Source organism: Streptomyces sp. NPDC046379, assembly GCF_055587785.1.
Genome location: NZ_JBVJFP010000032.1, coordinates 1 through 25335 on the forward strand (window position 1 = coordinate 1; position 25335 = coordinate 25335).

General features: G+C 67.9%; 19 protein-coding genes and 4 pseudogenes. 15 read left to right on the top strand and 8 right to left on the bottom strand.

Annotated features, from left to right (window positions below):
* Positions 1-315 precede the first annotated feature (315 nt).
* The 7 genes from ACZ6KF_RS32270 to ACZ6KF_RS32300 all read left to right on the top strand — a co-directional run bounded on the left by ACZ6KF_RS32270 (position 316) and on the right by ACZ6KF_RS32300 (position 7265).
* Positions 316-1599, top strand: a complete 1284-nt coding sequence (locus ACZ6KF_RS32270) for an IS701 family transposase (protein WP_469241659.1) — start codon at positions 316-318, stop codon at positions 1597-1599.
* 107 nt (positions 1600-1706) lie between these two features.
* Entirely contained in the window at positions 1707-2447 is a 741-nt protein-coding gene (locus ACZ6KF_RS32275; RefSeq protein ID WP_469241661.1) for a hypothetical protein, read from the top strand.
* A 548-nt stretch (positions 2448-2995) separates the two neighbouring features.
* Positions 2996-3217, top strand: a complete 222-nt coding sequence (locus ACZ6KF_RS32280; protein WP_469160637.1) for a LuxR C-terminal-related transcriptional regulator — start codon at positions 2996-2998, stop codon at positions 3215-3217.
* Positions 3218-3455: 238 nt separating this feature from the next.
* Positions 3456-3935, top strand: coding sequence for a hypothetical protein (locus ACZ6KF_RS32285; RefSeq protein WP_469160636.1), 480 nt, complete (start codon positions 3456-3458; stop codon positions 3933-3935).
* A gap of 27 nt (positions 3936-3962) precedes the next feature.
* Positions 3963-4865: a hypothetical protein gene (locus tag ACZ6KF_RS32290; protein ID WP_469179433.1), complete on the top strand. Its 903-nt coding sequence runs from the start codon at positions 3963-3965 to the stop codon at positions 4863-4865.
* Between the two features lie 541 nt (positions 4866-5406).
* Positions 5407-5922: a hypothetical protein gene (locus tag ACZ6KF_RS32295; RefSeq protein WP_469241663.1), complete on the top strand. Its 516-nt coding sequence runs from the start codon at positions 5407-5409 to the stop codon at positions 5920-5922.
* A gap of 491 nt (positions 5923-6413) precedes the next feature.
* Positions 6414-7265, top strand: coding sequence for an ISAs1 family transposase (locus ACZ6KF_RS32300; RefSeq protein ID WP_469160633.1), 852 nt, complete (start codon positions 6414-6416; stop codon positions 7263-7265).
* On the opposite strand, the pseudogene ACZ6KF_RS32305 reads toward ACZ6KF_RS32300, so the two are convergent.
* Together ACZ6KF_RS32305 and istA are read right to left on the bottom strand one after the other, a co-directional pair.
* Positions 7195-7533, bottom strand: a pseudogene (locus tag ACZ6KF_RS32305) (ATP-binding protein); the annotation flags it as partial. The gene ACZ6KF_RS32300 and the pseudogene ACZ6KF_RS32305 overlap by 71 nt on opposite strands.
* Positions 7530-8969, bottom strand: coding sequence for an IS21 family transposase (gene istA, locus ACZ6KF_RS32310; protein WP_469241665.1), 1440 nt, complete (start codon positions 8967-8969; stop codon positions 7530-7532). The gene istA and the pseudogene ACZ6KF_RS32305, both read right to left, overlap by 4 nt.
* Before the next feature lie 1017 nt (positions 8970-9986).
* On the opposite strand from istA, the gene ACZ6KF_RS32315 reads away from it, so the two are divergent.
* The 3 genes from ACZ6KF_RS32315 to ACZ6KF_RS32325 are packed head-to-tail and all read left to right on the top strand — an operon-like array spanning position 9987 to position 13515.
* Positions 9987-12227 carry a glycoside hydrolase domain-containing protein gene (locus ACZ6KF_RS32315; RefSeq protein ID WP_469241668.1) on the top strand — a complete coding sequence of 747 codons (2241 nt, stop codon included), beginning with the start codon at positions 9987-9989 and terminating at the stop codon, positions 12225-12227.
* Positions 12224-12739 carry a hypothetical protein gene (locus ACZ6KF_RS32320; RefSeq protein ID WP_469160630.1) on the top strand — a complete coding sequence of 172 codons (516 nt, stop codon included), beginning with the start codon at positions 12224-12226 and terminating at the stop codon, positions 12737-12739. Before ACZ6KF_RS32315 ends, ACZ6KF_RS32320 begins: the two co-directional genes overlap by 4 nt.
* Positions 12736-13515, top strand: a complete 780-nt coding sequence (locus tag ACZ6KF_RS32325) for a hypothetical protein (protein ID WP_469160629.1) — start codon at positions 12736-12738, stop codon at positions 13513-13515. The genes ACZ6KF_RS32320 and ACZ6KF_RS32325 overlap by 4 nt, the downstream gene beginning before the upstream one ends.
* 118 nt (positions 13516-13633) lie before the next feature.
* Here ACZ6KF_RS32325 and ACZ6KF_RS32330 read toward each other — a convergent pair whose 3' ends face one another.
* From ACZ6KF_RS32330 to ACZ6KF_RS32350, 5 genes and pseudogenes are all read right to left on the bottom strand, one after another.
* A complete protein-coding gene (locus tag ACZ6KF_RS32330; protein WP_469160628.1) occupies positions 13634-13927 on the bottom strand; it encodes a transposase in 294 nt (97 codons plus the stop codon).
* A 13-nt stretch (positions 13928-13940) separates the two neighbouring features.
* A pseudogene (locus tag ACZ6KF_RS32335) lies at positions 13941-14894 on the bottom strand (IS30 family transposase); the annotation flags it as partial.
* Between the two features lie 12 nt (positions 14895-14906).
* Positions 14907-15104 (bottom strand): annotated as a pseudogene (locus ACZ6KF_RS32340) (CPCC family cysteine-rich protein); the annotation flags it as partial.
* A gap of 26 nt (positions 15105-15130) precedes the next feature.
* Entirely contained in the window at positions 15131-15739 is a 609-nt protein-coding gene (locus tag ACZ6KF_RS32345; protein ID WP_469160627.1) for an IS630 family transposase, read from the bottom strand.
* 62 nt (positions 15740-15801) lie between these two features.
* Positions 15802-16080 (bottom strand): annotated as a pseudogene (locus ACZ6KF_RS32350) (helix-turn-helix domain-containing protein); the annotation flags it as partial.
* A 1273-nt stretch (positions 16081-17353) separates the two neighbouring features.
* Between ACZ6KF_RS32350 and ACZ6KF_RS32355 the strand changes: the two are divergent.
* Together ACZ6KF_RS32355 and ACZ6KF_RS32360 are read left to right on the top strand one after the other, a co-directional pair.
* Positions 17354-19828 carry a tetratricopeptide repeat protein gene (locus tag ACZ6KF_RS32355; protein ID WP_469241670.1) on the top strand — a complete coding sequence of 825 codons (2475 nt, stop codon included), beginning with the start codon at positions 17354-17356 and terminating at the stop codon, positions 19826-19828.
* A gap of 175 nt (positions 19829-20003) precedes the next feature.
* On the top strand, positions 20004-20324 hold the full coding sequence (locus ACZ6KF_RS32360; RefSeq protein WP_469160625.1) for a hypothetical protein: 321 nt from the start codon (positions 20004-20006) through the stop codon (positions 20322-20324).
* 206 nt (positions 20325-20530) lie between these two features.
* Here the strand turns inward: ACZ6KF_RS32360 and ACZ6KF_RS32365 are convergent, their stop codons facing one another.
* Entirely contained in the window at positions 20531-21811 is a 1281-nt protein-coding gene (locus ACZ6KF_RS32365) for a replication-relaxation family protein (RefSeq protein WP_469241672.1), read from the bottom strand.
* Positions 21812-22386: 575 nt separating this feature from the next.
* Here ACZ6KF_RS32365 and ACZ6KF_RS32370 point away from each other — a divergent pair.
* The 3 genes from ACZ6KF_RS32370 to ACZ6KF_RS32380 all read left to right on the top strand — a co-directional run bounded on the left by ACZ6KF_RS32370 (position 22387) and on the right by ACZ6KF_RS32380 (position 24569).
* Positions 22387-23307 (top strand): replication-relaxation family protein, encoded by a 921-nt coding sequence (locus ACZ6KF_RS32370; RefSeq protein WP_469160623.1) that lies wholly within the window; start codon positions 22387-22389, stop codon positions 23305-23307.
* 173 nt (positions 23308-23480) lie between these two features.
* The gene (locus ACZ6KF_RS32375; RefSeq protein ID WP_469160622.1) at positions 23481-23987 is read left to right on the top strand and encodes a hypothetical protein; all 507 of its coding nucleotides are present in this window, start codon (positions 23481-23483) and stop codon (positions 23985-23987) included.
* A gap of 258 nt (positions 23988-24245) precedes the next feature.
* A complete protein-coding gene (locus ACZ6KF_RS32380) occupies positions 24246-24569 on the top strand; it encodes a glycosyl hydrolase (protein WP_469160621.1) in 324 nt (107 codons plus the stop codon).
* The last annotated feature ends 766 nt before the right edge of the window (positions 24570-25335 follow it).

Sequence of the window (25335 nt, forward strand, 5' to 3'; positions counted from 1 at the left end):
AGGATGATCCGGCACCGCAAAGCCCACGCCTGCGGGGTGGAACGGCGCCGAACCCATCCCTCCAGCGCAGCCCGTTCCTCATCCGACAGGATCAATTCGGCCTTCGGCCGCCCAGTACGTGCCACCAGGCAACCCTACACATCTGAATAGAATTCCAGACTCAGAAGACTAGTACTCCAGTCTGGTTTCGCGATCTTGCGTCGGACCCAGCTGGGAACGGGTACGGCCACCGCGTGATCATCGGGGGTTGTGTGGACTCCTGAAGATCGTGCGGTGGCCGCAGGCCATAGCGTAGACCCTGCCCGTTGGCGAGCAATGTTCGACCAGGTCATGGCCCGGATCGCGGGCAGATTCAGGCGAGTTGAGCCCAGGGCCGCAGCCCGCGCTTACCTGCTTGGGCTGCTGTCGAGCGTCGAACGGAAGAACTGCTGGCAGTTGGCCGAACAGGCAGGGCATACGCGGCCCGGGCCGATGCAACGTCTGCTGCGCTACGCCCGTTGGGACGCCGATGCTGTCCGCGACGACTTGCGTGCTTATGCCGCCGAACACCTCGGCGCCGACGGCGGCGTTCTCGTTGTCGACGAGACCGGCTTCCTGAAGAAGGGCCGCTCCTCGGCAGGGGTACAGCGGCAGTACACCGGCACCGCGGGACGCATCGAGAACGCCCAGGTCGGCGTGCTCCTCGCCCTGGCCACCAGCCGGGGACGGGCCCTGATCGACCGACGGCTCTACCTCCCAGAGCAGTCCTGGTGCACGGATCCCGAACGCCGCAACGCCGCCGGGATACCCCAGACGGTGCAGTTCGCCACCAAGCCCCGTCCGGCCGAAGAGATGATCGAGGCCGCGCTGGACGCCGGGATCACCGCCTCCTGGGTGACCGGCGACGAAGCCTACGGCCAGGACCCCCAGCTCCGCGCCGCCCTCGAGGCACGCGGCATCGGCTACGTGATGGCCGTCGCCTGCTCGACCCGGGTGAGGATCAACCACGGCCGCACGCTCGTCCGCGCGGATAGCGTCGCCGGCCGCCTGCCCGCCACGGCCTGGCACCGTCAGAGCGCCGGAAACGGCGCGAAGGGCCCGCGCTACTACGACTGGGCCTGGCTCCACATCGGCACCGGCAGCCATCGTCACCTACTCCTCCGCCGCAACCGGTCCACCGGCGAACTCGCCTTCTACCTGTGCTGGTCACCCACCGAGGTCCCCTTGTCCGAACTCGTCCGCGTCGCCGGTGTCCGCTGGAGCATCGAGGAGTGCTTCCAAGCCGCCAAGAGCCAGGTCGGACTCGACCACTACCAGGTCAGGCACTGGACCTCGTGGCACCGGCACATCACGCTCGCCATGCTCGCCCTAGCCTTCCTGACCGCCCTCACCGCCGACGCGGCTCCTGAACGGCCCGCCCATGCACACCACCCCGCCCGCAGCAGCGATCCGATCGCGCTGACCGTCCCGGAAATCCGCCACCTGCTCACCGCCGTCTTCCACCCACCAGCCGTAACAGCGGCCAGGCTGCTGCACTGGTCCAACTGGCGCAGACACCACCAGGCAACAGCCCGACGCAGCCACTACCGACGACGGACCGCCGACGAACCCGCTGGATAGCTCACGAAACCGCACTGGAGTACTAGTTGCTGGTGGCATGGTGTACCGAGTCGGATTGGGCTGCAGTGAGGGGGCGTTGAGGCGTGTGGATCAAGAGGTTTGGGTACATGGTGGCAGCGTTAGTTGCGGCGACGGTGACGTCGTGCGCCGGGCCATCCAATGGTGACGCCCGTAGGTGGCAGGATGCGCTGCAACATCTCGCGGACGCGGAATCGTTCAGAATGGTCGGAGGGGTCCGCGCGCCCGACGGGACGAGGACCGCGTTCGATGCCCGGCTGGATGGCCATGGCGCGTGTCAGGGTCGGATTGGGCAGGCGGACAGCGTCATGGTCGGGCAACGGGTCTGGACGCGGTGGGAGGGCGAGCCTGCCCTGCGCGCAGCCGTGCAGGCGCTGAATGGAGGCCCGCTGCCGAGCAACCCGGCCATCCCAGCTGAGGAGGACCGAGGGCTGGCTGCGATCAGTCTCCTGCGCGGGTCGTACATGGTGACCGACTTGCCGGCCGAGGTACCGCAGGTGGAAGGGATCGCCTCGGTCTGCGGTACTGGGCAGCTGCTGGCCCGCGCGGGCGACAGCGGCAGCGGAGTTATTGCAGGAGCGCTAGTGGAACGCGGCGGAGAGCGGCTCCGGCCCCTGTCGCGCCGGATCGGCCCAGTGACGGTTCGGGTATTCGTTCCTGAGAGCGGAACCTCTGTCCCCCGGTTCGCCGAGTACCGCGTCGAGGGTGGCCGGTCCTTCACCGTACGGTTCCACGAACTCGGCAATCCAGTCCGCATCGTACCGCCTACCGGCGAACAAACCGTCGGGGCGGATGATGTATTGGCGGTGCTCCGGCCGGAGGAGTTCTGACGGCCGTCGAGTCCTGGATGGTCCGCAGGCAGGTTGGGGCTCGCCGCAGCAGGCGATGCGACCGAAACCCGGTTTTCAGGTACGGCGACTTCGCCAACAGCGATCCAGGAAATCGTTTCAGGCGGTCAGGGCAGTAGTGCGCCGGCCTCTGCCCGATCGGAACAGGTCAGCGTCCTGCGGCGGTGGGCCTCGCAGCTCAAAATGGGCTTTTGGCCGGCGTCCTGTGCGCCTCAGGAGGATGGTCGGCGCTCGTTCTCACGGAAGCCGGTCCTCCGCCTTTCGTTTCACGGGGCCAGGCTATGCCGAGCATATGAAAACCGCCATGGTGTCCGGTTTCCGACCGACTGGAGGGCGGATCTCATTCCGGAGGGTGAAACAGGTCGGCGAGGCGAATTAGAGCAAGCACGGAATGGCGCAATCACGCCGGAGCGAATGCCTTGATGTGTCCGCTTTTGGGGCGTCTTGCGGGGCTGTCGTTCTTACTCGGGATTTTCTAGGATCACCGAAGGAAGCAGCAGTAGCCTTCTGGGCTTGAGGAGGGTTTGCGTGTGGAAGGCCTGCACCTGGAAAAGACCGATCGCGAGATCTTGAAACTGCTCTACCAAGGGCTGGGGGATGCATCCGTCGCGCGGCAGCTGGGATTGGGGCATCGGACTGTGCAGCGGCGCGTCGGGGGCTTGATGTCCCTGATGGAGGCCAAGGGGCGCGTCGCATTGGGAGCAAGGGCTCAAGAGCTCGGCTTCTTCGGTCCTTCCCAGCTCTCACCCTGAGCCGTCGGCCCCGAGGCAGCGGTTATGTGCGTCCGGGGCCAGCGACCTGGAGCGGGGCGCTGTGTCCGCGCTGGCGCTGCAGGCGCTTCTTAGCGCGAGGGCTCTGACAGGTGCCGGCTCTGCAGAGGACCTCAGCCATGGGTCTCGCCGACGGCTACTCAACGCCTTCTGGCACTCAGTCAGTGCATCGCAGTCGCGATGCGGATCCGGGGGCCACGGAAGAGAATGGGGAGGAAAAATGCGCAGGACGTTGGGAATTCTCGTCGGAGCCATCGCAGCGCTGTGCGTGTCGGGTCCGCCTGCGGCGGCCAACACCGACGGAGATAACTTGATGAGTATGGAGGCCTGCCAGGAGCGGCCTGGATACTCCAAGTTCAAATTCACCCTCTGGTACAACTCCGGGCAGAACGGCGCGTGGCGGAACATTGGTTATTCGATCTGGGATTTCGGTGCTCTGCGCCCAGGCGGCGATTGGCCAGGCACGCATCCGCTGAGGTTCTGCGTCATCAACGGTGCCAGCGCTCCCTGGCCGGGGTCGGGACTGAACATCAAGAACAACGCCGCATCCGGGGAGAACTTTCATTCCCAGTACACAGCGCGGGTGTTTTTCTACAGCGGTTACAAGGGGCCCCAGGACGCGATGGCGCCCTACCAGCGCATCGACCAGTTCCGGAACGTCTACAACGAGAACGCGTCGTTCAAGTGGACCTCGTCCTGACTCAGACAATACCCGCAGGGAAATGACATGAAGCAGCGCAACAAGCGGATCGCGAACGTCGCAGTTCCGGCTCTGGCAGCCTTCGCTCTGGCGGCCGCGGCCCTTTCCGCCGCAGCGGTGGACAAAGCGCCTGTCCAGGCCGGCGAAGACCTCACGCCCGGCACTGCCCCGCGGCAACCCGCCGCCGCAGCAACGGTGGGAGATCCCGAGGACCCCGCCACCTGGCGTCTGCCCATCGAGGCCTATATGCCCACCAAGGCGCAGGCGCGACTCGTGAGCAGCACTCGGAGCGACCTGCTCGACACCTGCATGGTCGGCGCCGGCTACGCCGATTGGGCTCCGGCACCAGACCTCCCTGAGATCGGCGGGAAAACGCTCACCGACTGGCGCTACGGCATCCATGACGCGGAACTGGCCTCCCAGCGTGGCTACCACCCCGACGCTGCGGAGCAGGAGGCTTACGACGTAGCCATGAGGGCCGGTGCTGTGGACGAGTCCGGAGCCGACGAGGACGCGCTACGCCGGTGTGTCTCCCAGGTCGACGGAGAGGTGCCGACGGCAGTCAACGCCGACTTGGTACAGCAGATCGGCGGTGAGGCCTTCCGCCAGGCCGAGCGGGACCCGAGGGTCGTTGCCGCCTTCGCCAAGTGGTCGTCCTGCATGAAGGAGAAGGGCTTCGCCTACGGCGAGCCGATGGACGCCAACAACGATCCGGCCTTCTCGGACCCGAACAAGGTGACCGCCACCGAGATCGCCACGGCGACCGCCGACGTCGAGTGCCGCGACAAGCATCACGTGGAGCGGACCTGGTTCGAGGCGGAGACAGCGCTCCAGCAGGACGCGATCAACAGGCATCAAGCGGACCTCGACCAGGTGAAGGCCGATACCGCAGCCACCATCGCCAAGGCCAGGACCGCAGCCGCACAGTAAGGCCCGCAGGGGCGGTTTCACATCGTGCCGGGCGCCTTTATGCCGCTTCGGGCGTGACAAGTTCCGCGCAATCGCAGCAGATTCAGGATCACCGCGAGGATCTGCTGGAGAGAAATCCGGCACACGGGCCTGGTCTCCGTGTTCCACGCCGCCCCCGCAGACGCCGCCAAGCAGCCGGCTTGTCGCAGAGCAGACTGCCGCACCCTGAGTGCGCTCCGCCCGGGGCGGCCTTTTGCGCCTGCCTCAGGGGCGAGCACACAACCGAGAAGGGAAGGCATGGCGAGTTATCCGACCAGAACGCGCGTCAGCGAGTAGCTGCACTGCCACGAGGCTCGCACGTTGCGAAGGCTGAAACGTTCCGGAGATCAGATCACAGCCACCGCCTCGGCGGTCCTCCCGGTCAGCCCTGCTCCCGGGCCGGACGGCGCCGATCGGCTCCATGGAGCGCACCTCCACCAGCATGCGCCTGCAGCCCTGCCATCCCGAATTGGCCCGCTCTCCGCGGGCCCTCATACGATGAGAACGGATTTTCGACATCATCATGAGGAAACTTTTAGCCGCCACCGGTGGCGCTGCCGCCCTCGCCCTCGTTGCCCTGGCCGCCGCACCGGCCTCGGCGGACGCCTCCAGATCCCAGTTCGACGTGATCTTCCCTGGTGACAAGCCGCAGACCACCTACTACGTCGAGAACACCGCCACCCTCTCCGGCAGCATCAGGGGGAAGTCGATGATGAGCTGGCAGATCATCGACGACCAGGTCATCGACAACTCCAAGCGATTCACCAGCTTCAAGATCACCACACGAATCGAGGAACGCCTGACCGCGACCAGCGAGGACCACGTCGTCACATCGAAGACATGCGACTGGACCAAACTCGTCAACGACAACTACTCATGGACCGTGGTGGACCCCTCGAACACCTGCGTCGCCCCGTCCACGGTCTACGACGGCGAACTGTGGTGGTCGGCGGACTCAACGATCGTCTATGACGTCGAAGGCGACGGTAAGGGAGCCATCACCAAGGGGCTCCTCGGTTCGCCTCTGATCCACGGCTGACATCCGCACAACACCGGGTCCTGAATGTGCTTGCACTCAGGACCCGGTCCTGCGCCCGGGGAAAACTCGTACGTGGTGAGGGCGGCCCGGGGCGCCGGACCGGCGCTAGGTGGGGCCGGACAGTGGTCCGCGCCGCAGGAGATGGGGAGCCATTGCAGGATCAGGCGGTGGCCGCGCAGTCCAGGCACCGGTAGCGGCCGCGGAGGAGCCGAGCGGGAGGGCCGGGGCCGCAGCGCAGGCCGGGGATGTGCGGGCCAGGGTCGGTCGAACCGGTTGGTTCCGGTCAAGAGCCTTGCGCGCTGGTGTGTGTCCGCCACGTTGTCCGTACCCTCTGACCAGGCGGACTCCCAGGGCTGTTTCAAAGTCCCAGTGGTAGCGGAAAGCTGCAGGTCACGGTGATGTGACGCCTGTTGGTCGACCCGTCTCGTACGTAACGAAGCTCCGGTTGGAGCGGGTGACCTACCAAGTCGCCCTGCCGAACCGGAGCTTCGTTGTGCCGTCAGTCTGCCAGCGTCTGTCTGATCAAGTCGCCCTCGCGTCAGCACCGCGCCCTTGCGGGACTGCCGCAGCGGCTGGCCACGCTGGCTGACCCGCGGCATCGGCGGGGAAAGCGTCACCCGTTCGTGAGCGTGCTGCTCGTCGCCTGCTCGGCCGTACTGGCCGGGGCCCGCTCGTTCGCCGCGATCGGGCAGTGGGCCCGCAACGCCCCACAAGACACCCTCCTCCGCCTCGGCGCCCGCACGACGACCGTGTTCAGTGCCCGGATCGCGCCGAGCACGGCGACCGTCCGCCGCGTCCTGAACGCCGTATGCCCCGGCGGACTCGCCGACCTGCCCGGCGGAGACCCGGCCGGAGCGGACACCCTGGCCGTCGACGGCAAGACCGCCCGCGGCTCACGCACCATCACCAGCCCGGCCGCCCATCTCCTGGCCGCGATGACCGGGACCGGGCAGACCGTCACCCAGCTGCGGGTGCCGGACAAGACCAACGAGATCACCTGCTTCGCAGCCCTGCTGGAGCCGTACGACCTGACTGGCGTGACGGTGACCGCCGACGCCCTGCACACCCAGCGCGAGCACGCCCGGTTCCTTGTGGAGAACAAGAAGGCCCACTACCTGCTGCTGATCAAGGCCAACCAGCCCGGACTGTTCCGGCAGCTGAGATCGTTGCCCTGGACGCAGGCCACCGCGCGGCGCTACGACCGCGTAACGGGGCACGGCCGCAAGGAGACGCGGACGACCAGGGCACTGACCGTCACCGATCTCGCGCTGGACTTTCCCCACGCGGTGCAGGCCCGACGTTGGCCTTGTCCTCGACGAAGGACAGGGTGGCCAGGTCTTTGACCTTGCGCGGGTCGAGGTCGGGCTGGAAGGAGAAGTCGTAGTCCTCCAGCGTCTTGTGGTGCGGCAGCTTCGACAGCCGCAGGCCGTTGCGGAAGCGGCGGTCGTCGCGGACGGCGAGTTCCTCGGACAGCACCAGGTCGAGCAGATCGAGGTAGCCCATCTTGGCCTCGTCTGCCCGCTGGACGTACTGGTTCAGGGCCTCGGCCAGGTGCGGCAGGCCGAGCTTGGCGGCGGTGGTGCGGATGCGGGTGCTGGTCAGCTCGCTCAACGGGCGTCCTTGCAGGGGGAGTTTGCAGTGAAGGGGCGGGTGCCGGTCAGCTCGTCATAGACCGACAGCGGACGGCGTCCGACTTCGACACTTGCTGCGGCGGTCCGGTTCAGCAGGGTCTGCAGCGGTCCGGCCTCCGGCCCGAGAGGCTGGCCGCGGCGGGGCGAAGGCAGAGCGTCGCCGGTCGTGACGCGGCGGCCGGCGCCGGTGGGCAGCCCGTCCCAGTGCGTCTCATCCACGACCCGCGCTCCGCGGCCGACCGCTCGCGGATGGACCGCCAGCAGCGTCTGGCCGCCCGCGTCGGGGACCGTGGCATGCAAGCTGACCTGCGACTTCGTGGCTCGGATCTCGACCAGCTGGCGGGGACGGACCTTCCGGGCGGGCACCGAGTAGAGGTTCGCGTCGAAGGCGACCAGACAGTCCTTGCCGACGTGCCGCAGATGCCGCTGGGTGACCACGTAAGGAGTCTGCGGCAGCGGGCGGAGAGCGGTGTGATCGCGCACGGCCCGGTGTCCGATGACTTCGCCGTGGGTGCCGTGGACCTTCGCTCTCCACAAGGGCACCCAGGCGGTGAAGGCCGCGTTCAGCTCCTCGACCGAGGCAAAGGCCCGCCCGGCGAGGACGTGGTCGCGGACGATGCCGACCTGCCGCTCGACCCGGCCCTTGCCCTGGGGCCGGTAGGCGGCCAGCACGTCGATGTCGAAGTCGTAGTGCCCGGCGAATGCGACCGCCTCCGGATGCAGCGGGACGGCCTCGCCCGGGGCGACGTGCCGGCGCACGACCGTCTTGGTGCGGTCGTAGACGATGCTCATCGGCACCCCGCCGAAGTGCGCGAACGCGGCCCGGTGGCAGTCGAAGAACGTCGCCAGGTCCTGGCTGGTGGTGAAGCAGCAGAACGGGTCGCGCGAGTACGACAGCGTCATGTGGAAGGAGTAGACCTTCGGGATGCCGACATGGGCGAGAATCTTGCCTTCGTCTCCCCAGTCGACCTGGGCCTGAGCTCCCGGGACGACCTCGAACCGCCGGTGCAGGCCCGCCAGCCCGCCCAGGCTGATGCCCAGTTCGTCCGCGATCCGGGGCCGGGCTTCCTGCAGGTAGCACTTCACCCGCTGGTAGTTGATCGTGACTCCGTAGTCCTGGACCAGGCGCTCATGGATCACTTTTCCCTTGAGCAGGATCTCGGACCTGAGCATCGCGTCGATCAGCGGCGCAACCTCGTCCACCACTCGCCGAGGGCGCTGAGCTGCTGCTTCTCTCTTCGGTGGGGCGACCGAAGCGGGGTCCTTGAGGTATTTGCTGACCGTTCGGCGGTTCAGTCCGGTCTCTTTCGCGATCTCCCTCATGCTCATCGCACCGGACTCGTACAGTGAACGGAACCGCCTCAACTCCAGCCACCGATGCGGATCCAAGACCACCGTCAGTCGCCTCCCTGCCACCCCGAACCGACAGCAGCAGACTCACGGGCTTCACCCGTCACCGCACCGAAAACGGTGCACTTTCATCCGTACGAGGTGGTGCACGTTCGCTTGTACGCCGACAGCACGCTCAGTAGACGACCTCGCCCACGAGACTCGCCGCTTCCTCCGCCGTCGGCAGCGCCAACCCCGCATCGTCCGCGGCTACTTCCACGCCCGACACGTCCGCTACACGATCACGTAGGCAACCCAATAGTTCCGGCTCAATATCACCGGGAGCCGTGCCTGTGGGTTCATCTGCCGAACCATCACAAAACACCATCACAGCCGTCCCCTACCGGGTTACGTCGGGTCAGCCTCAAGAACGACGGAGCCCCGAACTGCCCGACAACTGGATTCGGTCAATCTGATCAACACCCTTCACGGGCATTGCTCCCTCCACTTACCCGGCAAAAGACTTCAAGTGCTTACTGTGAAGCGTGAAGCGTGGATTCCGCTTGACCGCAGCGCGCGGCGCCCGATCCGGCCAGGCACTTCTCAGGGATGCGTTACTCATAGCGGTTGCAACTACAGTGACTCGCGTTGCGCAACAGAACGTCCTTGCCCACTGCAGGCATAGAGCGGCGGGCAGCAGACCGTGTCAGACTCGGCGCTCAGTCTGGGGGACCGTGTTTTGGGACATACTGCAGGGCTGCCGAACAGCCTTACCTTCAGGTTTAGGGAGGCACCTGCGCAGGTTTCCTTCCGGACGGCATGGTGTGCGAAATCCGGCTCCGACGAGATGCGCGCACATCAGGGCGTGTACTGGTCGGAATGCGCTGGCAGGGGGGAGGGTGACGGCGCGCAGGCGGTGGAGTTGAGAATCCAGCAATGCCTGCTGCCTGGCGTCGCCGACTCCCTGTGCACATGTGCAGCCAGTCGCTACCCGCAGGTCAAGCGATCACTCATTGGTGCCAGATGCTCGGGACAAGCCAGGAAATCTCCGAGGTAATCCACCCCTTCGGGGTTACTCATATTCATCTTCAGTAGGGATGCGGTATGGCCGACGCAATGGTGCTTCAGGCGCAGCGATTCGTGAATCGTACATACGGCAGCGTCATCGGTATGGCAGTCGAGGAAAATGGGCAGACCGGCTGGAACACTATGTATGCCCTGACCCGGGCGTTGCAGTACGAAATGGGCATCACTTCATTATCGAACAACTTCGGCCCGACTACCCTGGCGGCGATCGGGGCGAAGTACGGCAAACTCGACGAGACGACGATACCGTCTGCGAACTTCTGTCGAATACTTCAGTCCGCCCTGTACTGCAAGGGCTATGACGGCGGCGGGATCGACGGCGTGTACAGTGCGCGCGTCCAGGCCGCAGTAGCGAAGCTCAATCAGGACATGGGTGTTGGCGGTACCTATCCGGGTCATTCTTTGTGGCCGAAGGTCTGCAAGGGCCTGTTCAACATGGACTCCTATATCACCGTCAACAACGGCTCGGCCGTCATCCGCTCTGTGCAGCAATGGCTGAACGGGCGCTACGTCCTGCGCAGCGATTTCTACATCATTCCCTGTGACGGCCACCATTCCCGCGATGTCGCCAAGTCCATGCTGTACGCCATTCAGTACGAGCTGGGAATGGCTGATGGCGTGGCGAATGGCGTTTTCGGCCCAGGTACGAAGGCCGGGCTGAAGACACATACGGTCTCTACGGGCTCTTCCGGTGTCTGGGTCCGACTGTTCTCCGCGGCCATGGCACTCAACCAACGGCGGGTCGCCTTCACCAGCAGCTTCACCGCGGACTTGGCCATTGCGGTCAGCGATTTCCAAGCGTTCGTCATGCTACCCACCACGGGTCAGGGCGACTTCTCCACCTGGGCCTCCCTCCTGGTCTCCTATGGTGACCAGGACCGCAAGGGCGAGGCATGCGACGGCGTCACACTGATCACCCCGGCTCGGGCCCAGACGCTGAAAAATGCGGGCATCAAGTACGTCGGCCGCTACTTGACCAATCCAGACCCGACCCCCTCCGGCGACTTGATCCACAAGGCGATCCAGCCGGGAGAGCTGCAGACCATCGCCAACAACGGCCTGCGCTGCTTCCCGATCTACCAGACTTACGGGCGGGATGCCGACGGGTTCACTTACCCGGCCGGGCGCGCCGCTGGGCAGGCGGCGATCAACGCAGCCCGGGACCACGGGTTCAAGAACGGGACCCGGATCTTCTTCGCGGTCGACTTCGACGCACTGGACTACCAGGTCACCGACAACGTGCTCCCGTACTTCAAGGGTATCGGGGACGCAATGGCCGACAACGGGAACCCCTATATGGTCGGCGTCTATGGCCCGCGGAACGTGTGCAACCGAGTCGGCGAAGCGGGGCACGCGACCGCTTCGTTCGTCTCGGACATGTCCTCGGGGTTCTCGGGCAACTTCGGCTACCCGCTGCCACCGAACTGGGCCTACGACCAGATCGTCACGCGCACCATCGGCTCCGGAGACGGAGCCATCAACATCGACGTCAACATTGCCTCCGGTCGTGACACCGGTCAGGCATCCTTCAACCCCCCTGCGGCACGGACACCGGACGTCCTGTTCGACACCAGCTACTGGCCAGGGCTCCTCGCCGACATCCGATCCTACATGGAGGACATCGGCTTTCCCGAGAACGACGAACGCCTATACACCACCACCGAGTGCTTGGAAACCATCATCGTTGGCGACGTCGCAGTGTCCAACACGGCGCGGGCATTTGGAATGCGCAAGGCGCTCATCCAGACCACGGCGTTCTGGGAGTTCCGCCATTATGGCAACGAAGACCTCGGTAAGGACGCCGGCGTCTGGCTCTACCACAACGGTTGGATCCCGGACTGGGCCAAGGACCTGCCGTTAGTCTCTGCGGTACGGGACAGCAGTACCGGTGTAGGTCAGATGTTCGGAGCGGCGGGTATCCACTGCTGGAACAATTCCATCAACACAGGACTGGTCACCGGAACCCCGAAGAACGCCGGCAAGGACACGGACCTCTTTAGTGTGTGGGACAAGCTGCGCACCGACAACGACTTTGCTCTCACCAGTGTCGGCCATGCCCACATCTGGGCGGCCGACGGCAAGCCCGGCTTTGACGAGGAAGAACCGATGGAGCGTCGTCCCACGCTCGACTACACGGACTCGGAGATCTACGAAGTGCTGCGGCGCTATCAGGGGCCGAGGGAGCCTGCCTTCACCGACGCTCGCAAGCGGATGCCGCTGTACTACATCTTCGAGAAGTACAACAGGATGATGAGATGACTCAGAGTCTCTTGACGCAGGCTTCGGATACGGCTGGCGGCTTCAACTCGATCACCCTGCTCTTCATCATCATGATCGGGCTCCTCCTCGTCCTCAGCCTGATCGGCTACCTGTGCTCGTCCATCGCGCGCCGCGAGCACATGCCGCGCGGCGGCAGGATGTGGCTCACGTCCGGTGCCGTTTTAGGCACCTGTGCGATCATCTGCGTGTATCTGTGGGGCGCCCTCCATGTGCTGTTCATGGAGGACGTGAACATGCGCGAGGCCTGCGACAAGGCCGGCGGGCAGGCCAGAGCGGCCGAGGTGGACGGTTACGAGACGAGCTACGTCCCGCTGCGCTTCGTCTGCCGCATCGACGAAGGCGGCAGCTATCAGGCGGCGATCCCCTCATGGGTCAACCCGGCGCTGGGCGCGCTCCTCTCGCTCACCCTGATCACCGGTGTGGCCGCCGGCGTGACCCGCAACGATTTCAAGCGCAACAGCCAGCTGCCCACACAGAAGGGGAATAGATGACGAACCCCGGCTTCTCCCGCCGTGCCCTGCTCGCCCGGTCAGGGTCGCTGGCCGGCGCGGCGGTCTTGGCCTCCATACCCGGATCCGCCCTGCTTGCCACACCCGCGTACGCCGCCTCCTCATATTCCAAGACACCCACCGGTGAGGAGATCCGAGACGCTTTCCGGCGCTACCAGCAGAACCACAAGCGGATACACACCGGCAACCTCAGCCCGAACGGCTGGGAAATGGAGAAATCCCCCGATGGGGGCGGAAGCATCTGGACGCGCCCTGTGCCCGGCACTCCCCTCACAGGGATCACCGTCCGCACCGGAGACGTGGAAGCGGTGTTGGTCCATGTCATCCGCCGCTTCCATTACGAGATCAACGAGCTTCGTATGGGCGAGGTGACCGGCTGGCGGAGCCCAGGCACGGTGCGAAAGGGCCTGCCGGAGGGCAACCTGGCTTCCGGCACGGCCGTGCAGATTCGCCCGGACTTCTACCCAGCCGGGGTGAAGGGCGGGCTCTTCCCCCCACAACTTGTCGTGATCCGCGACATCCTTGCCGAACTCGACGGCGTAGTCCGCTGGGGAGGCGACAACCGCCACGTCGACGAGTCACTGTTCTACATCGATGTCAATCCCGGTGATCCACGGCTCGCCGTGGTGGCCAGCAATCTCCGGACCTGGAAATACACACCGGGCAAGGGTGCCGGAAGCCCCGTTGATGTCCTGGCCACTAGGCGACGCGACGCTGCAAAGGCACTTGAGCGTAGCCAGCGGCGTGAGGTTGCCTGACTGCGAGCGGGCGTACGATGCCATCATCGTACGCCCGCTCCTGGCACTCGGTTTCCAGGCACCTGAGCTGACCCCGGTTTGAGCTGACCCGGGTTTCGTAGAGTCCGGTGATCTTGTTTCAGGCGGACTGTTGGGTGGCTTTCTGTTGTCGCCACCAGTCGCGTTCGTACTCGGCGGGCGGTACGTAGTCGAGGGCGGAGTGGAGCCGTTCCTCGTTGTACCAGGTGACCCACTGGAAGATCGCCCGTTCTACCTGGCAGAAGCCGGTCCAGGGGCCTTGCATCTCGATCAGTTCGGCCTTGAAGGTGCCGTTCAGCGCCTCCGCCATCGCGTTGTCATACGAGTCCGCGACCGAGCCGACGGACGCGGCGGCCCCGATCTCGGCGAGCCGGTCGGTGTAGCGAATCGACACGTACTGACCGGATTCAACCGGTCGTTGCAACACCAGCTTGTTGAAGCAACTGTAGCTGCTCGTTGAACGCCTCGGCGGGTGTCTTCCAACCGAGCGTCTTGCGAGGTCTGCTGTTGAGAGTGTGAGCGACGGCCTCGACTTCCTCGGCGGACCATCTCGAAAGGTCGGTGCCTTTCGGGAAGTACTGGCGCAAGAGCCCGTTGGTGTTCTCGTTCGTGCCGCGCTGCCACGGACTGTGCGGATCGGCGAAGAACACGGGAATGCCCGTCTCGACTTTGAATTGCGCATGGGCCGACATCTCCTTGCCGCGATCCCAGGTCAGCGACCGTGCCAGCTGTTCGGGCAGCGTCGACATCGCATTGGCGAGGGCGGTCTTCATCGTGATCGCCCCATAACCGGCCAGCGCAAGTCCGTTCTTGACCGATTTTTTGTGCCGGTACCCTTTCTCGCGCGGTAGGTGAACCAGCATCGTGAACCGAGTTGACCGCTCGACGACAGTGCCGATCGCGGACCGCTCCAGCCCGATGATCAGGTCGCCTTCCCAGTGGCCGGGAACGGCACGGTCCTCGACTTCGGCAGGCCGTTCACTGATCAGCGCTTCGGACGTCACATGCGCCCAGGTCTTACGGCGCGAGCGAGCGCGCGGAGCACGCAGTGCACGGTCCGTGCGAAGGCACAAGACCAGCTCTCGCTTCAGCGCCCCGCGGCCCTGAACGTAGAGAGCCTGGTAGATCGCCTCGTGGCTGATGCGCATGGACTCATCATCCGGGAAATCAACCTTGATCCGGTTCGCGATCTGTTCCGGACTCCACGCCTGCACCCACGCGCGGTTCTTGCGGTGCGGCTTGTTCCGCCCCGTCCACGCGCCAACCGTAAGTCCTGCGATCGCCCTGCCGCCAGGCGTGCTGATCTCTTCGGACAGCCGCTCCTGGACGTATGCGTGCAACCGAGGACTGGCGACCAGCTTCGGACGTGCGTCGGTCAGGCTATCCGCCCCGTTGGGGCCGCCCCAGACCTCGTCGGCGTTCGGGTCGTCCTGGCCATCGTCTTCCCAACTGCACTCGTCACAGATCTGGAATTGTCCGCGGGCTTCCAGCGTCAAGAGCTTGCAGCAGGGACAGGCAAACGGACCGCCGTTGGGAGGGCTTGCTTGGGGCGGCTCTTCGGGCGTTGTCACGCGTCGAGTGTTGCATGATCTATTGATCAGAAACTCATGGGGTTCTCGTCCAGGATGTAGCGGACGTGCGGGCCTCCGAAGTAGCCGCGGACGATGTGCGGCTGGCGTTGGCGTCTGCGGAAGAAGCGGCGGGTCTCGGCGGCGAGTTCGGCCTGATCGCGGGCCCGGTGTTGCTTGGGCAGGCTGTGCTTGAGGTCCGCATTGACCAGCTCGTCGGGGTTCAGCTCGGGCGAGTATGGGGGCAGGAAGTGCAGCTCGACGTCGTCGGGGTGGGCGGCGAGCCAGTCCCGGACCTTCTTCGAGCGATGGGCGGAGTGCCCGTCGACCACGAGATGGACCTTGTGGCCGAAGTGGCCGGCGAGCCGGTCCAGGAAGCGGCACATCACCTCGGCGGTGAAGCTCTCGGCGAAGACCATGAAGTGCATCCGGCCCTTGGTACTGATCGCCGACATCGCGTTGACCGAGAACCGGTTCCCGCTCCGCCGCACCACAGGGGTCTTCCCCTTTTCGCCCCAGGTGCGGCCGGTGACCTGGTCCGATCGGATGCCGACCTGGTCGGCGAAGAGGATCTCACCGCCGTCCTTCCTCGCCTTCGCGCGGATCTTGGGCCAGGTCTCCTGATGCCAGCGCGCCACGGCCTCGGGTCCTGTTCGACGGCCCGCTTGTCCGGCCGCTGGAAGGACAGTTCCCACCGCTTCAGGTACTTGCCCACCCCCACCTCGGTCAGCCGCACCCGGTACAGCTTCGAGATCAACTCGCCCACCAACCGCCTGGTCCACAACTGACCGGAAAGCCCCAAGTCACAGGGCCGGTGATCGAGGACCGCCTGCCGCACCGCGGCCTGCTCGGCCTCCCCGAGCACCTGGTGCACCCCGACCGGCTTGCCGCGAGGACGCATGACCAGCGCGTCCCGACCGCCGGCCTTCCACTTCGCCCACCAGCCGTCGACCGCCTTCAGCGACACCCCGAAGATCATGGCCACGTCCTCGCGGTCCCGTCCCGCCACCAGCGCGGCCACCGCCCGCAGCCGCAAGGCTTCCTGCGCCGACGGCGACAGATGCCGCGTGTCCCCCACCAGATCGCTCACACACCACCAACGACCCTGAACCCAAACCGTTTCTGATCAATAGGCCAACCGGCGGCAGGGGGAATGTTTCCTTTCCGCTACAGAGCTACGTGTCACTTTGCGGCAGCTTCGGGACAACAGAGCCGTCACCGAAGTTCGCACCCCCTACGGCGAAGAGCAGCAGAGCGGCGGTCGAGAGCACGGCCAGGGCCAGGGTGAAGGCGCGGCGCAGACCGGCGGCTGACGGCTGCAGGAGGCCGCCACAACATCAGCGGTTGGCAGCCGCTCCCCCCGGGTGCGGTATCGCCCGGCATCAGCACACAGCGCGGCGGCCCCGGCCGACGCGCAAGCACCACACCAGCCGGGGCCCGATCCCCCGAAGCACGCTCCCACCGCCCCGCCCCGCCCCATCCCTTCCCACTTCCCTTTTCCTGGTCCGGGCGTCGGCGTGGGGGTGTGCAGAGGGGGATGTCAGCACCCCGACCACGGAAAAACCGGCCCATGAGCTGCGGTGACGTGTAATCGGCCCGAAAGGCTTCGCAACCTCTATCGCAACCTCTATCGCAACCCCGTGGCGCACCATCCTGGCGCAACCTCTGCCGCAACCCCCCAGCCCTGCCCGGCCGTCCCCGGCCGTCCCCGGCGGGCAGGCGCGGCGGGCCCCGCCCGACGCGCAACGACAACCCCCGGCCGCCCAATCCCCTGCCGCGCTCCCGCACGCCCGACCCACCCCACCCACCCCTTCCACCAGGCCAAGGACGGGCACGGGGGTGCGCACAAGGGGATGTCAGCTCCCCCAACCATGCCGTAAACGGCCAGTGACCTGCGCAGACATAAAGGCCCGCTACAGGAGAGCGCAGCAGATGCCGCAGGGGATAACGCACCCGATACGGCAGCAGATGCCGCAGGGAATCCCGGACCGCGGTGGGAGTGCAGCAACGTGGTGGGGTTCGACTTCCGCGGTGGGCCGTACGCCAACGACTGGCCGAGAGGGTGCCGGTGTTCATGGCGCATGTAGGGCCGTCACAGACCGGTACCGGCTGATCCATCCCGCTTCCCGGCGCCCTTCGCCTGCGGCATCCTCACTCCCACATGCAGGGGTGGGAGTGAGGGGGCGTGGGTGCGCGGGACATGGCACGGCGGGTGGGCGGGTGTGGTGCGGCGTTGGCTGCTGGGCGCGGCTGTGGCCGTTTTCCTGGGAGCGGTGGGGTGGGCGGTCGCCCGATTCGGACTGGAGAAGGCGGACCAGACTGCCAGCGTCGTCGGCGGCACCATCGCGCTCATCAGCCTGCCGATCTCCTTATACGCGTTACGTACGCCCGCCCGTACGGACAGCGGCGGCGCGGCGGGCACTGGTGGGGCGGGCGATGGTGGGGCGGCGGGGCGGGGATGGGTTGCGGCGGCCGCGGTCGACGCCTCCCTGCGCCCGCCGACACCCGCTGCGACCGTACGCGGGCGCGACAGTGAGCTCGCCGTGCTGGAGGGGCTGCGGCGGGGTGGGGGGATGGCGGTGGTGTGCGGGGCCGGCGGCCTGGGCAAGACCACCCTCGCCGCCCAAGCCGCCCACCAAGCGCAGCAGGCAGGGCATGCGGTGTTCTGGACCCGCTGGCAGGACGACCCTCACCGCCTGGCCCACGACCTCACCCGCATCGCCGAGACACTCGGGCTCCCGCCGGAGCGACTGGAGCAGGCGCGCCAGGGCCGGGCGGTGCTGGTCGACGTGGTCTGGGAGCAGCTCGCGGCGGTGGGCGGGTGGGTGGTCGTGGTGGACAACGTCGTCCCCACCATGCGGATCGGGCCGGGTGCGGAACCTATTGGGGTCTACCGGGGGTGGCTGCGCCCGGACGGCGCCGGACTGCTGATCGTCACCAGCCGCGACACCGCGGACAGCACCTGGGGCCGACAAGCACAGTTCATACGCCTGCAGCCGCTGGAGAACGCAGCTGGGGCGTTGGTGCTGCGGGACGCGGCCCCGTCGGCCGGAAGCGAGGAAGAAGCCCGGGCGTTGGCCGCCCGGCTGGGCGGCCTGCCGCTCGCTCTGGAAGCCGCGGGCCGGTACCTGGCCACCGCGACCAGCCGATACCGCACCTTCACCGTCTACCGCGAAGCGCTGGACCGGGAGTTCGGCGACTTCCTCGGCGCCGAGCACCCCCACGCCGCCGCTGATCCGAACGTCGCCCGTACCGTGGTGCGGCGCACCTGGGACCGCTCCCTCGACCAGCTCTACACCGACGGCTACACCCTCGCCCGCCCCCTCCTCCACCTCCTCGCCCTCCTCGAAGCCGCCCCCATCCCGCTGTCACTCATCACCCCTGCACTCCTCGCCGACGCCACCGGCCAGGACGTCACCGCTCCCGCCCTGGACGCGGCACTGGCAGGACTCCACCGGTACGGACTCCTCGACACCCCCCACACCACACCGGACACACCAGCCGGGAAAGGCACCGGCGTCGAGGTCGGACAGGTGGTCCTGCATCCCTTGGTCCGCGAGGTCATGGCCATCCCGCCGAACGGTAGCGACTCCAGTGCCGGGTACACCGCGCTCGACACCCACCTCGCCCAAGCCGTCACCGACACCGTCCACGCCGGACGCGCTGGCTGGCCCACCGCACGCCTCCTCACACCCCACCTCCCACCCCTCCTCGACCGCGCCACCGACGAGGGCTTCACCGATGCCAGAAACACACTCGACGCTCTCGCGGGCGCTCTGAGCGAAGCGGGCGCATCCACCGAGGAACACCTCCTGCGCCAGCACGTCCTCGACAGCGCAACACGCCACCTCGGACCCGAACACCCCGACACCCTCGCCAGCCGCAACAACCTCGCCAACGCCCTGCACGACCTCGGCCACCACCAACAAGCCGCCGACCTCGACCGTCAAACCCTCACCGACCGCGAACGCATCCTCGGACCCCACCACCCCCATACCCTCGCCAGCCGCAACAACCTCGCCAACGCCCTGCACGACCTCGGCCACCACCAACAAGCCGCCGAACTCCACCAACAGAACCTCACCGACCGCGAACGCATCCTCGGACCCCACCACCCCGACACCCTCACCAGCCGCAGCAACCTCGCCAACGCCCTGCACGACCTCGGCCACCACCAACAAGCCACCGAACTCCACCACCAAAACCTCACCGACATCGAACGAACCCTCGGACCCCACCACCCCCACACCCTCACCAGCCGCAACAACCTCGCCAGCGCCCTGAACGACCTCGGCCGACATGAGGAAGCCGCCGGCCTCCACCAACAGAACCTCACCGACTACGAACGCATCCTCGGACCCCACCACCCCGACACCCTCCAAAGCCGCAACAACTTCGCCAACGCCCTGAACGACCTCGGCCACCACCAACAAGCCGCCGGCCTCCACCAACAGAACCTCACCGACCGCGAACGAACCCTCGGACCCCACCACCCCCACACCCTCACCAGCCGCAGCAACCTCGCCAACGCCCTGAACGACCTCGGCCGACACGAAGAGGCCGCCGACCTTCTACGGCAAACCCTCACCGACCGCGAACGCATCCTCGGACCCCACCACCCCCACACCCTCCGAAGCCGCAACAGTCTCGCTGCTGCAGAGGCGGCCCTCGAGAGGGCGGGGCGAAGGCGGTGGTGGGGACGACGACGCCATCGAGGTCGCCCGTAAGCGGCCACGGTGCTCGCGCCCGGGCCGAAGACCGCCTCCATCACGAAGGAGGCGGCACCAGGTGCCGGGTCAGCCCCGGGTACAGGGAACAGGCACACACCTGCGGTCGGCTCCTCCAACGAAACGCCGGCCGGTGATCTGCCGGGGCGCAGCACGACAACCAGCAGGCTGGGCAGTGCAAGCGTTCCGGACGGCCTGGCAGCAGGACACCGGAACCGGGAGCCTGCAGCGGGCCGGTCGGTTCACAGGAGACGGCCGCAGCACCGGCAGCGGCGGGCAGGGCCGGGAGCAGCGTGAGCAGGGTGTCGCCGTCGTCCTCGCAGAACTGCGCCAGGCCGGCGGATATCAGCGCGGCCTGGCCGCACACCTCACCCGCGCACATGAGGGCGTCCAGCGCAGCTGGCAGCGCGCCGTCAACGAAGCCCGCGCTCTCTACGGCCAGGAGCTGGAGGGCGGCCAGGGCGCGGGCGAGGGAGCGGTGGAGTCGGAGGGCTGACGCTGCGGCGACCAGCGGCGGACGGGCGGCGGGCTTCAGGCGGCGGTCGGTGGGTGTCAGGGCCGGCTGCGCTTGAACAGCACCTGGCGCAGGGCGGGGGGTTGGGCGGCGATGTCGCGGCGGCATTCGGGGCAGTGACGGCCGTCCGGGGGCGGGGCGTAGTCGTCGTAGGGGGTTTCCCACGGGCTGGTGATGGGCTGGTTGCATCACTCGCAGGGCGACGGCGGGACCGGGGTCGAGGTTGGTACCGGGATTGGGGCCGGAGTGGGGAGCGGTTCAGCGGTGCGGACTGCCGGCGCCCACTGCTTCAGTTCCTGCTGTCGGCGTTCCTGGTCGCGGGCGGTGTGGTGGTCGTGGAGGCGGCGGCGTTCTTCCTCGCGCTCGTACCAGGCGTCGTGGTCCTGGGGGTTGTCCAGGGCATCGTGCAGGGTCTCCCAGCGGCCGTGTCCGCAGCGCCACCACGCCTGCCCGTGCGGGCCGTGCTGCTGGAGGCGGGGCAGGGTGGTCAGCAGCAGGGGGATCGCGTCGCCGTAGTCGCAGTAGCCGTCCGCGACGCCGTAGCTACGGGTGCGGTGGTACTCCCCCGACCAGACCTCCCGGGTGGCCTCCATGATGCGGTTCATGCGGTTCTTCAGCGCCTGCTCCCCCAGCCGGGCGCCGGGGTTGAACACCACCGCGACCGGCGGATAGCCCTCCCGCCCGGTCGCGGGGTAGAGCGTGCGCCACACCGGCACCGGCCCCGGCCCGTCCCAGCCCTGCAGGTCTCCGCCCAGGGGGTCCTTGCCGTGGGTGTCTTTGGTTTTCAGGCAGAAGAAGCGGCGGTAGCGCTCGAACTTCGCCGCCAGGACCACTTCGCTCTCGGTGCAGTTGTCCACCTCCACCAGCAGCACCGGCACACCCGCCTCCACCGCGTGAACGACGGCGTCCGCACGGACCGCCGCCCGGGACCGGCCCGTGGAAGGCAGGGGGTGGGTCACCTCCGTGGACCAGGCCGCCACCGTGCCCAGCCCCGCCGGGACGACGTCGCCGACGACGTCAACGCCGGCGTCAGCGTCGGCGGGGGCGTGCGGGGCAGCGGGCGGGGAGTCGCCGTGCAGGGGTTGGGTGAGGGCGGGCGGGGTGCGGGTGAGGGCGATGACGGTCTCGTTGACCGCCATCGCGTGCGGAGCCCCCGCGCGGGCCGCGCCCCGCGCGGTGCCGCCCATCTCGCCCACATGCCGCCCCACCACCTCCGCGGCCGCCTCCAGACCAAGCGGGGTCAGCCCCCACAGCTTCCCGCCCGAACGGGCACTGCCCTCGGAGACCACCAGCCCGTGCCGGGCCAGATCCAGACACGCGTTGCGGAAGGCCTTGTTGTCTTTGTGGCCGGGAGCGGTCAGCCGGTGGATCTGGTCGGCCGTGGCCACCTTCAGCACCCCCAGCGCGGCCAGCACATGCCCGCGCACCGTCGACGTCGACCCATAGGGGTACGCCTTCGAACCGCCCACCCGCTCTCCTCTCTTCCGCTCCCAGCCGACCCGCTCACCCGCTCACCCGGTCCCTGCCGTGCAGGGACCCGACCGCGGACCGGCGGACCGGCGCCCGCCGGGCCGCAGCCAGAGCACCCCGCGCCCCGGCCCCTCTGCCCGACACCGCCGCCCACCCTGCCACCCACCACCGACACACCCACCCCCCAGCCACGTGCAGCTAGAAGAAGGAAAGAGGGGTTGTCGGGAATCGTGGTCAGGGCGGACCACGGGGTCTGACCTGCATGAACCGCGTAGAGCCTGTGACACGGTCCGGTAGGGGAATTGGCAGGGGGACCGGTAGGGGAAACGGCAGGGAGACCGGTAACCGGTCAGCGCAGAACGCGTCGGCCCGCAGCGGTTGCTGGAGCCACTGGAGCGTTCCCGTCGGGCGGGGCGGTCGGCGTGGTGGGGGCGGCCGTTGCCGGTGTTGTCGGATCGTGATCGTGGTCGGGTCTTCATGGTTGGCGTCATGGTCGTGGCCGGCTGATGCCGTGGTCCGTGAACGCGGCACCCGCACGAGGGGTGGTGTCGCACGGATACGGGAGCGGCCTGGGATGAGGGACGTGGATGCGGCGGGCGCCGACCGGATGGCGGTGGCGGTACTCGTGCAGTACGGGATGGCGACGACGGAGCAGCTGCACCTGCTCCTGGCGCCCAGGGAGCGGATTCAGCAGACCCGGCGGCGGCTGGTGAAGCTGCGCGCGGAGGGGGTGGTGGACCGGGTCGCGGTGGGGCGGGCCGGGCGGGGGCGGGTGTGGTTCCCCACCCCTGCCGGGGCACGGCTCGCCGGCCCGTGGCCCGAGCTGTGCGGGCGGCGGTCCTCGAGGAGGGTCTGGGACCGCGGCGCGGTGCGGGCGCGGGCCGCGCATGCGTTGACCGTGAACGAGGTCGCGCTCGCCTTCGTTCAGGACGCCCGCCAGCGTGGTGAGCTGTGCCGGCCCTTGGACTGGCTCCCTGACCCCTATCACCGCAACGTCGGCGGCCAGGACGTCGCCCCGGACGCGCTGCTCCGCTACCGCACCGGCCCGGGCGGGCGCGGCGCGGTGCTTCAGGCGCTCGTCGACGTCGACGACGCCACCACGGGTCCCGCGTGCCTGGGCGCGCGGCTGCGCGCGTATGCGCGTCTGCACGGTCGCGCCGCCGCACTGCGGTGCGGGCCGCGGCGGCCGAGGGTGCTGTTCGTCCTCGTCGGCACCGGGCCGGCCGGGGTGGACGACCGGGTCAGCGCACTGCGCGCGGCCGTCGCAGAGCCGGACGCGGCCGGCCTTGTGCGGGAGGTTGCCGTGCTCGCCGCGACGCTGACGGACATCCTCCGCGGCGGCCCGGCCGCGCCCGTCTGGCGGCCCGTCCAGGACCCCGCCCAGCGCGTGTCCTGGACCACCGGCGCCGCCCGCCAGAACTCAGACCTCGGCCGGGTGGAGGCCGCCGGCGTCGTTCCGGGAGGGGACAGTGCACGGAACTGCTGCGCGACATAGTGCGAGGATGACCGCTGCATCGGACCGCTAGGACCTGCCCGCACGCCGCCGCCGCCACGCACGGCTGATCGCCGCCCTGACCACCCTGACCGGAGCCTGCGCCGACGCGGCCGGCACCTCGACGGCCTCGGTGCCTGGCGGGGCGGCGGCGATGGGCTGGTAGACCGCTGAACGTGCTGCCGTGCGTCCAGGTCGGCCTCACCGCCGCTGTCCTGCTGGACCGGGCCCGCGCCGAGGACACCGCCCGGTGGCCGGCCGCAGCCGCCCGGGAGCGGGCGCAGGCCCGGCGGACGTACGCGGCACGATGCGTCGTGGCCCAGGCCCAGGAACTCGCCGAACAGGCCGGGCAGGCGGAATCGTTCAGCGGGGACGGCGTGCCGCTGCCGACGGTGGAGCAGACCGCCGTGATGGACCTGGTCAGCGCCGGCGCGGAAGTCGCCGCCCGCTGGCGGACCGATCCGGAGGCGGCGATCACCTTGGTGCACGAGCTGGCGGCCGGCGGCGAGCTCGCCGTGGACGAGATCCTCGACGAAGCGGTCGACGCCGCGGTGCTGACCGGTCTGCTGGCCCTGCAGCAGGCGCGCACCGCCCCGGACCCCAGCACAGCCGCCGAGCTCTGCCTGAACGCCGTCCCCCACATCACACTCGCGGTCGCCCTGGCCTCCACCGACCTGGACTGACAGCCTGCACACCACGTGTGTCACGTGGCCTGCGCACGCGCACAGTCACCGACGGAGGCGGGACCGGTCCCGACAGACTCGCGCTACACCTGGGATTGCCGCCGGACCGGCGAGAGCGGATGCCATCGCAACGGCTCAGCCCACACGCCATCCGGTCTCAGACGAGCAACCACCGAAGGGACCTCCCACATGGGGATTCGCAAAGCTTTTCTCGGAACCATTGCCGCGGCAGGGCTCACCGGAGCCATGCTCACTGCAGTGACTCCTACCACGGCGGCGGCCGCCGAAGGCTGCAGCTACAACAACCCCAGGACGGTCGCGTCCACCTCCATCCGCTCCCGCGGCATCGAGCTGCGGTACAACGGCACATGCGCCTGGGGCAGGATCTTCGGCTCCGTGGGCGACCTGGTGTGGGTGGACCGGAGCTTCGACGGCGGCCGGACCTGGGAACAGCTCAGCATCACGAAGATCAACAGCGGCGGCAGCAACCACACGGAAGCGTATAACAATCGGGGCAATCTCATGCGAGCCTGCGGCAAGGCCGGCAATTACCCCGAGGTCGCCTGCACCACATGGTGGTGAGCAGCACTGAAGCTTGAGCTTCACGTCGATGACGCATCTCAGCGGCTCCGGGACAACTGCGCGTTCCGGAGACAGCGGCGGATACCATTCGGCCGTTCTGGCTGGCAGCAGGACAGGCGGCTGGACGACACAGCGACGTTCGTGCCTGCGGGGAATACAGTCGGGGCGGTGGCGCGCACAAAGACCTGGGGAGGTCGTACGCCACCGCCCCCAACACGTCACCCGCCCCGCACCCCGACCACGGCCCACGCAAGGCCGACCAAGGCCGCCCAAACCCCAACCACGGACCCCGACCACGGGCCGACACATACCCCGACCATGCAGGTCAGCACACTGCACACACCAGCCGGTGCGCACCTGCGACAGCCGCCTGCGCACCGCGCAGCCCGGCTGCGCAGCCCTTGCGCATCGGCGTGCGCAGCCACCCCAACCACGACCCTGATCAACCCCGACCACGACCCGACCGACCCCAACCACGGTCCGCCCGACCCCGACCATGGGCCCTGACCATGCAGGTCAGCGCCACAATGCGCAGACCACTCGCACACACCGGCAACCCGGAACCCGGGCAGCCGCCCCACCGGACGCCGCGCACGGCCCGGCTGCGCACTACGCGCGCACCCACTGCGCAGCGCATGGCCGGACCGGTGCGCAGACACGGCGGGCGGTCATCGGTGCGCAGCCGGCCGTTGCGCAGCCGGTGCGCAGAACCCGGAGCGCATTGGCTGCGCAGGCCTCGGCCGGGCACGGGGAGGGTTCAGTTGAG

Coding starts and splice junctions, on each gene's coding strand:
- ACZ6KF_RS32270 (WP_469241659.1), top strand. CDS start 316: ATGTTCGACCAGGTCATGGCCCGGATCGCGGGCAGATTCAGGCGAGTT.
- ACZ6KF_RS32275 (WP_469241661.1), top strand. CDS start 1,707: ATGGTGGCAGCGTTAGTTGCGGCGACGGTGACGTCGTGCGCCGGGCCA.
- ACZ6KF_RS32285 (WP_469160636.1), top strand. CDS start 3,456: ATGCGCAGGACGTTGGGAATTCTCGTCGGAGCCATCGCAGCGCTGTGC.
- ACZ6KF_RS32290 (WP_469179433.1), top strand. CDS start 3,963: ATGAAGCAGCGCAACAAGCGGATCGCGAACGTCGCAGTTCCGGCTCTG.
- ACZ6KF_RS32295 (WP_469241663.1), top strand. CDS start 5,407: ATGAGGAAACTTTTAGCCGCCACCGGTGGCGCTGCCGCCCTCGCCCTC.
- ACZ6KF_RS32315 (WP_469241668.1), top strand. CDS start 9,987: ATGGCCGACGCAATGGTGCTTCAGGCGCAGCGATTCGTGAATCGTACA.
- ACZ6KF_RS32320 (WP_469160630.1), top strand. CDS start 12,224: ATGACTCAGAGTCTCTTGACGCAGGCTTCGGATACGGCTGGCGGCTTC.
- ACZ6KF_RS32325 (WP_469160629.1), top strand. CDS start 12,736: ATGACGAACCCCGGCTTCTCCCGCCGTGCCCTGCTCGCCCGGTCAGGG.
- ACZ6KF_RS32370 (WP_469160623.1), top strand. CDS start 22,387: ATGAGGGACGTGGATGCGGCGGGCGCCGACCGGATGGCGGTGGCGGTA.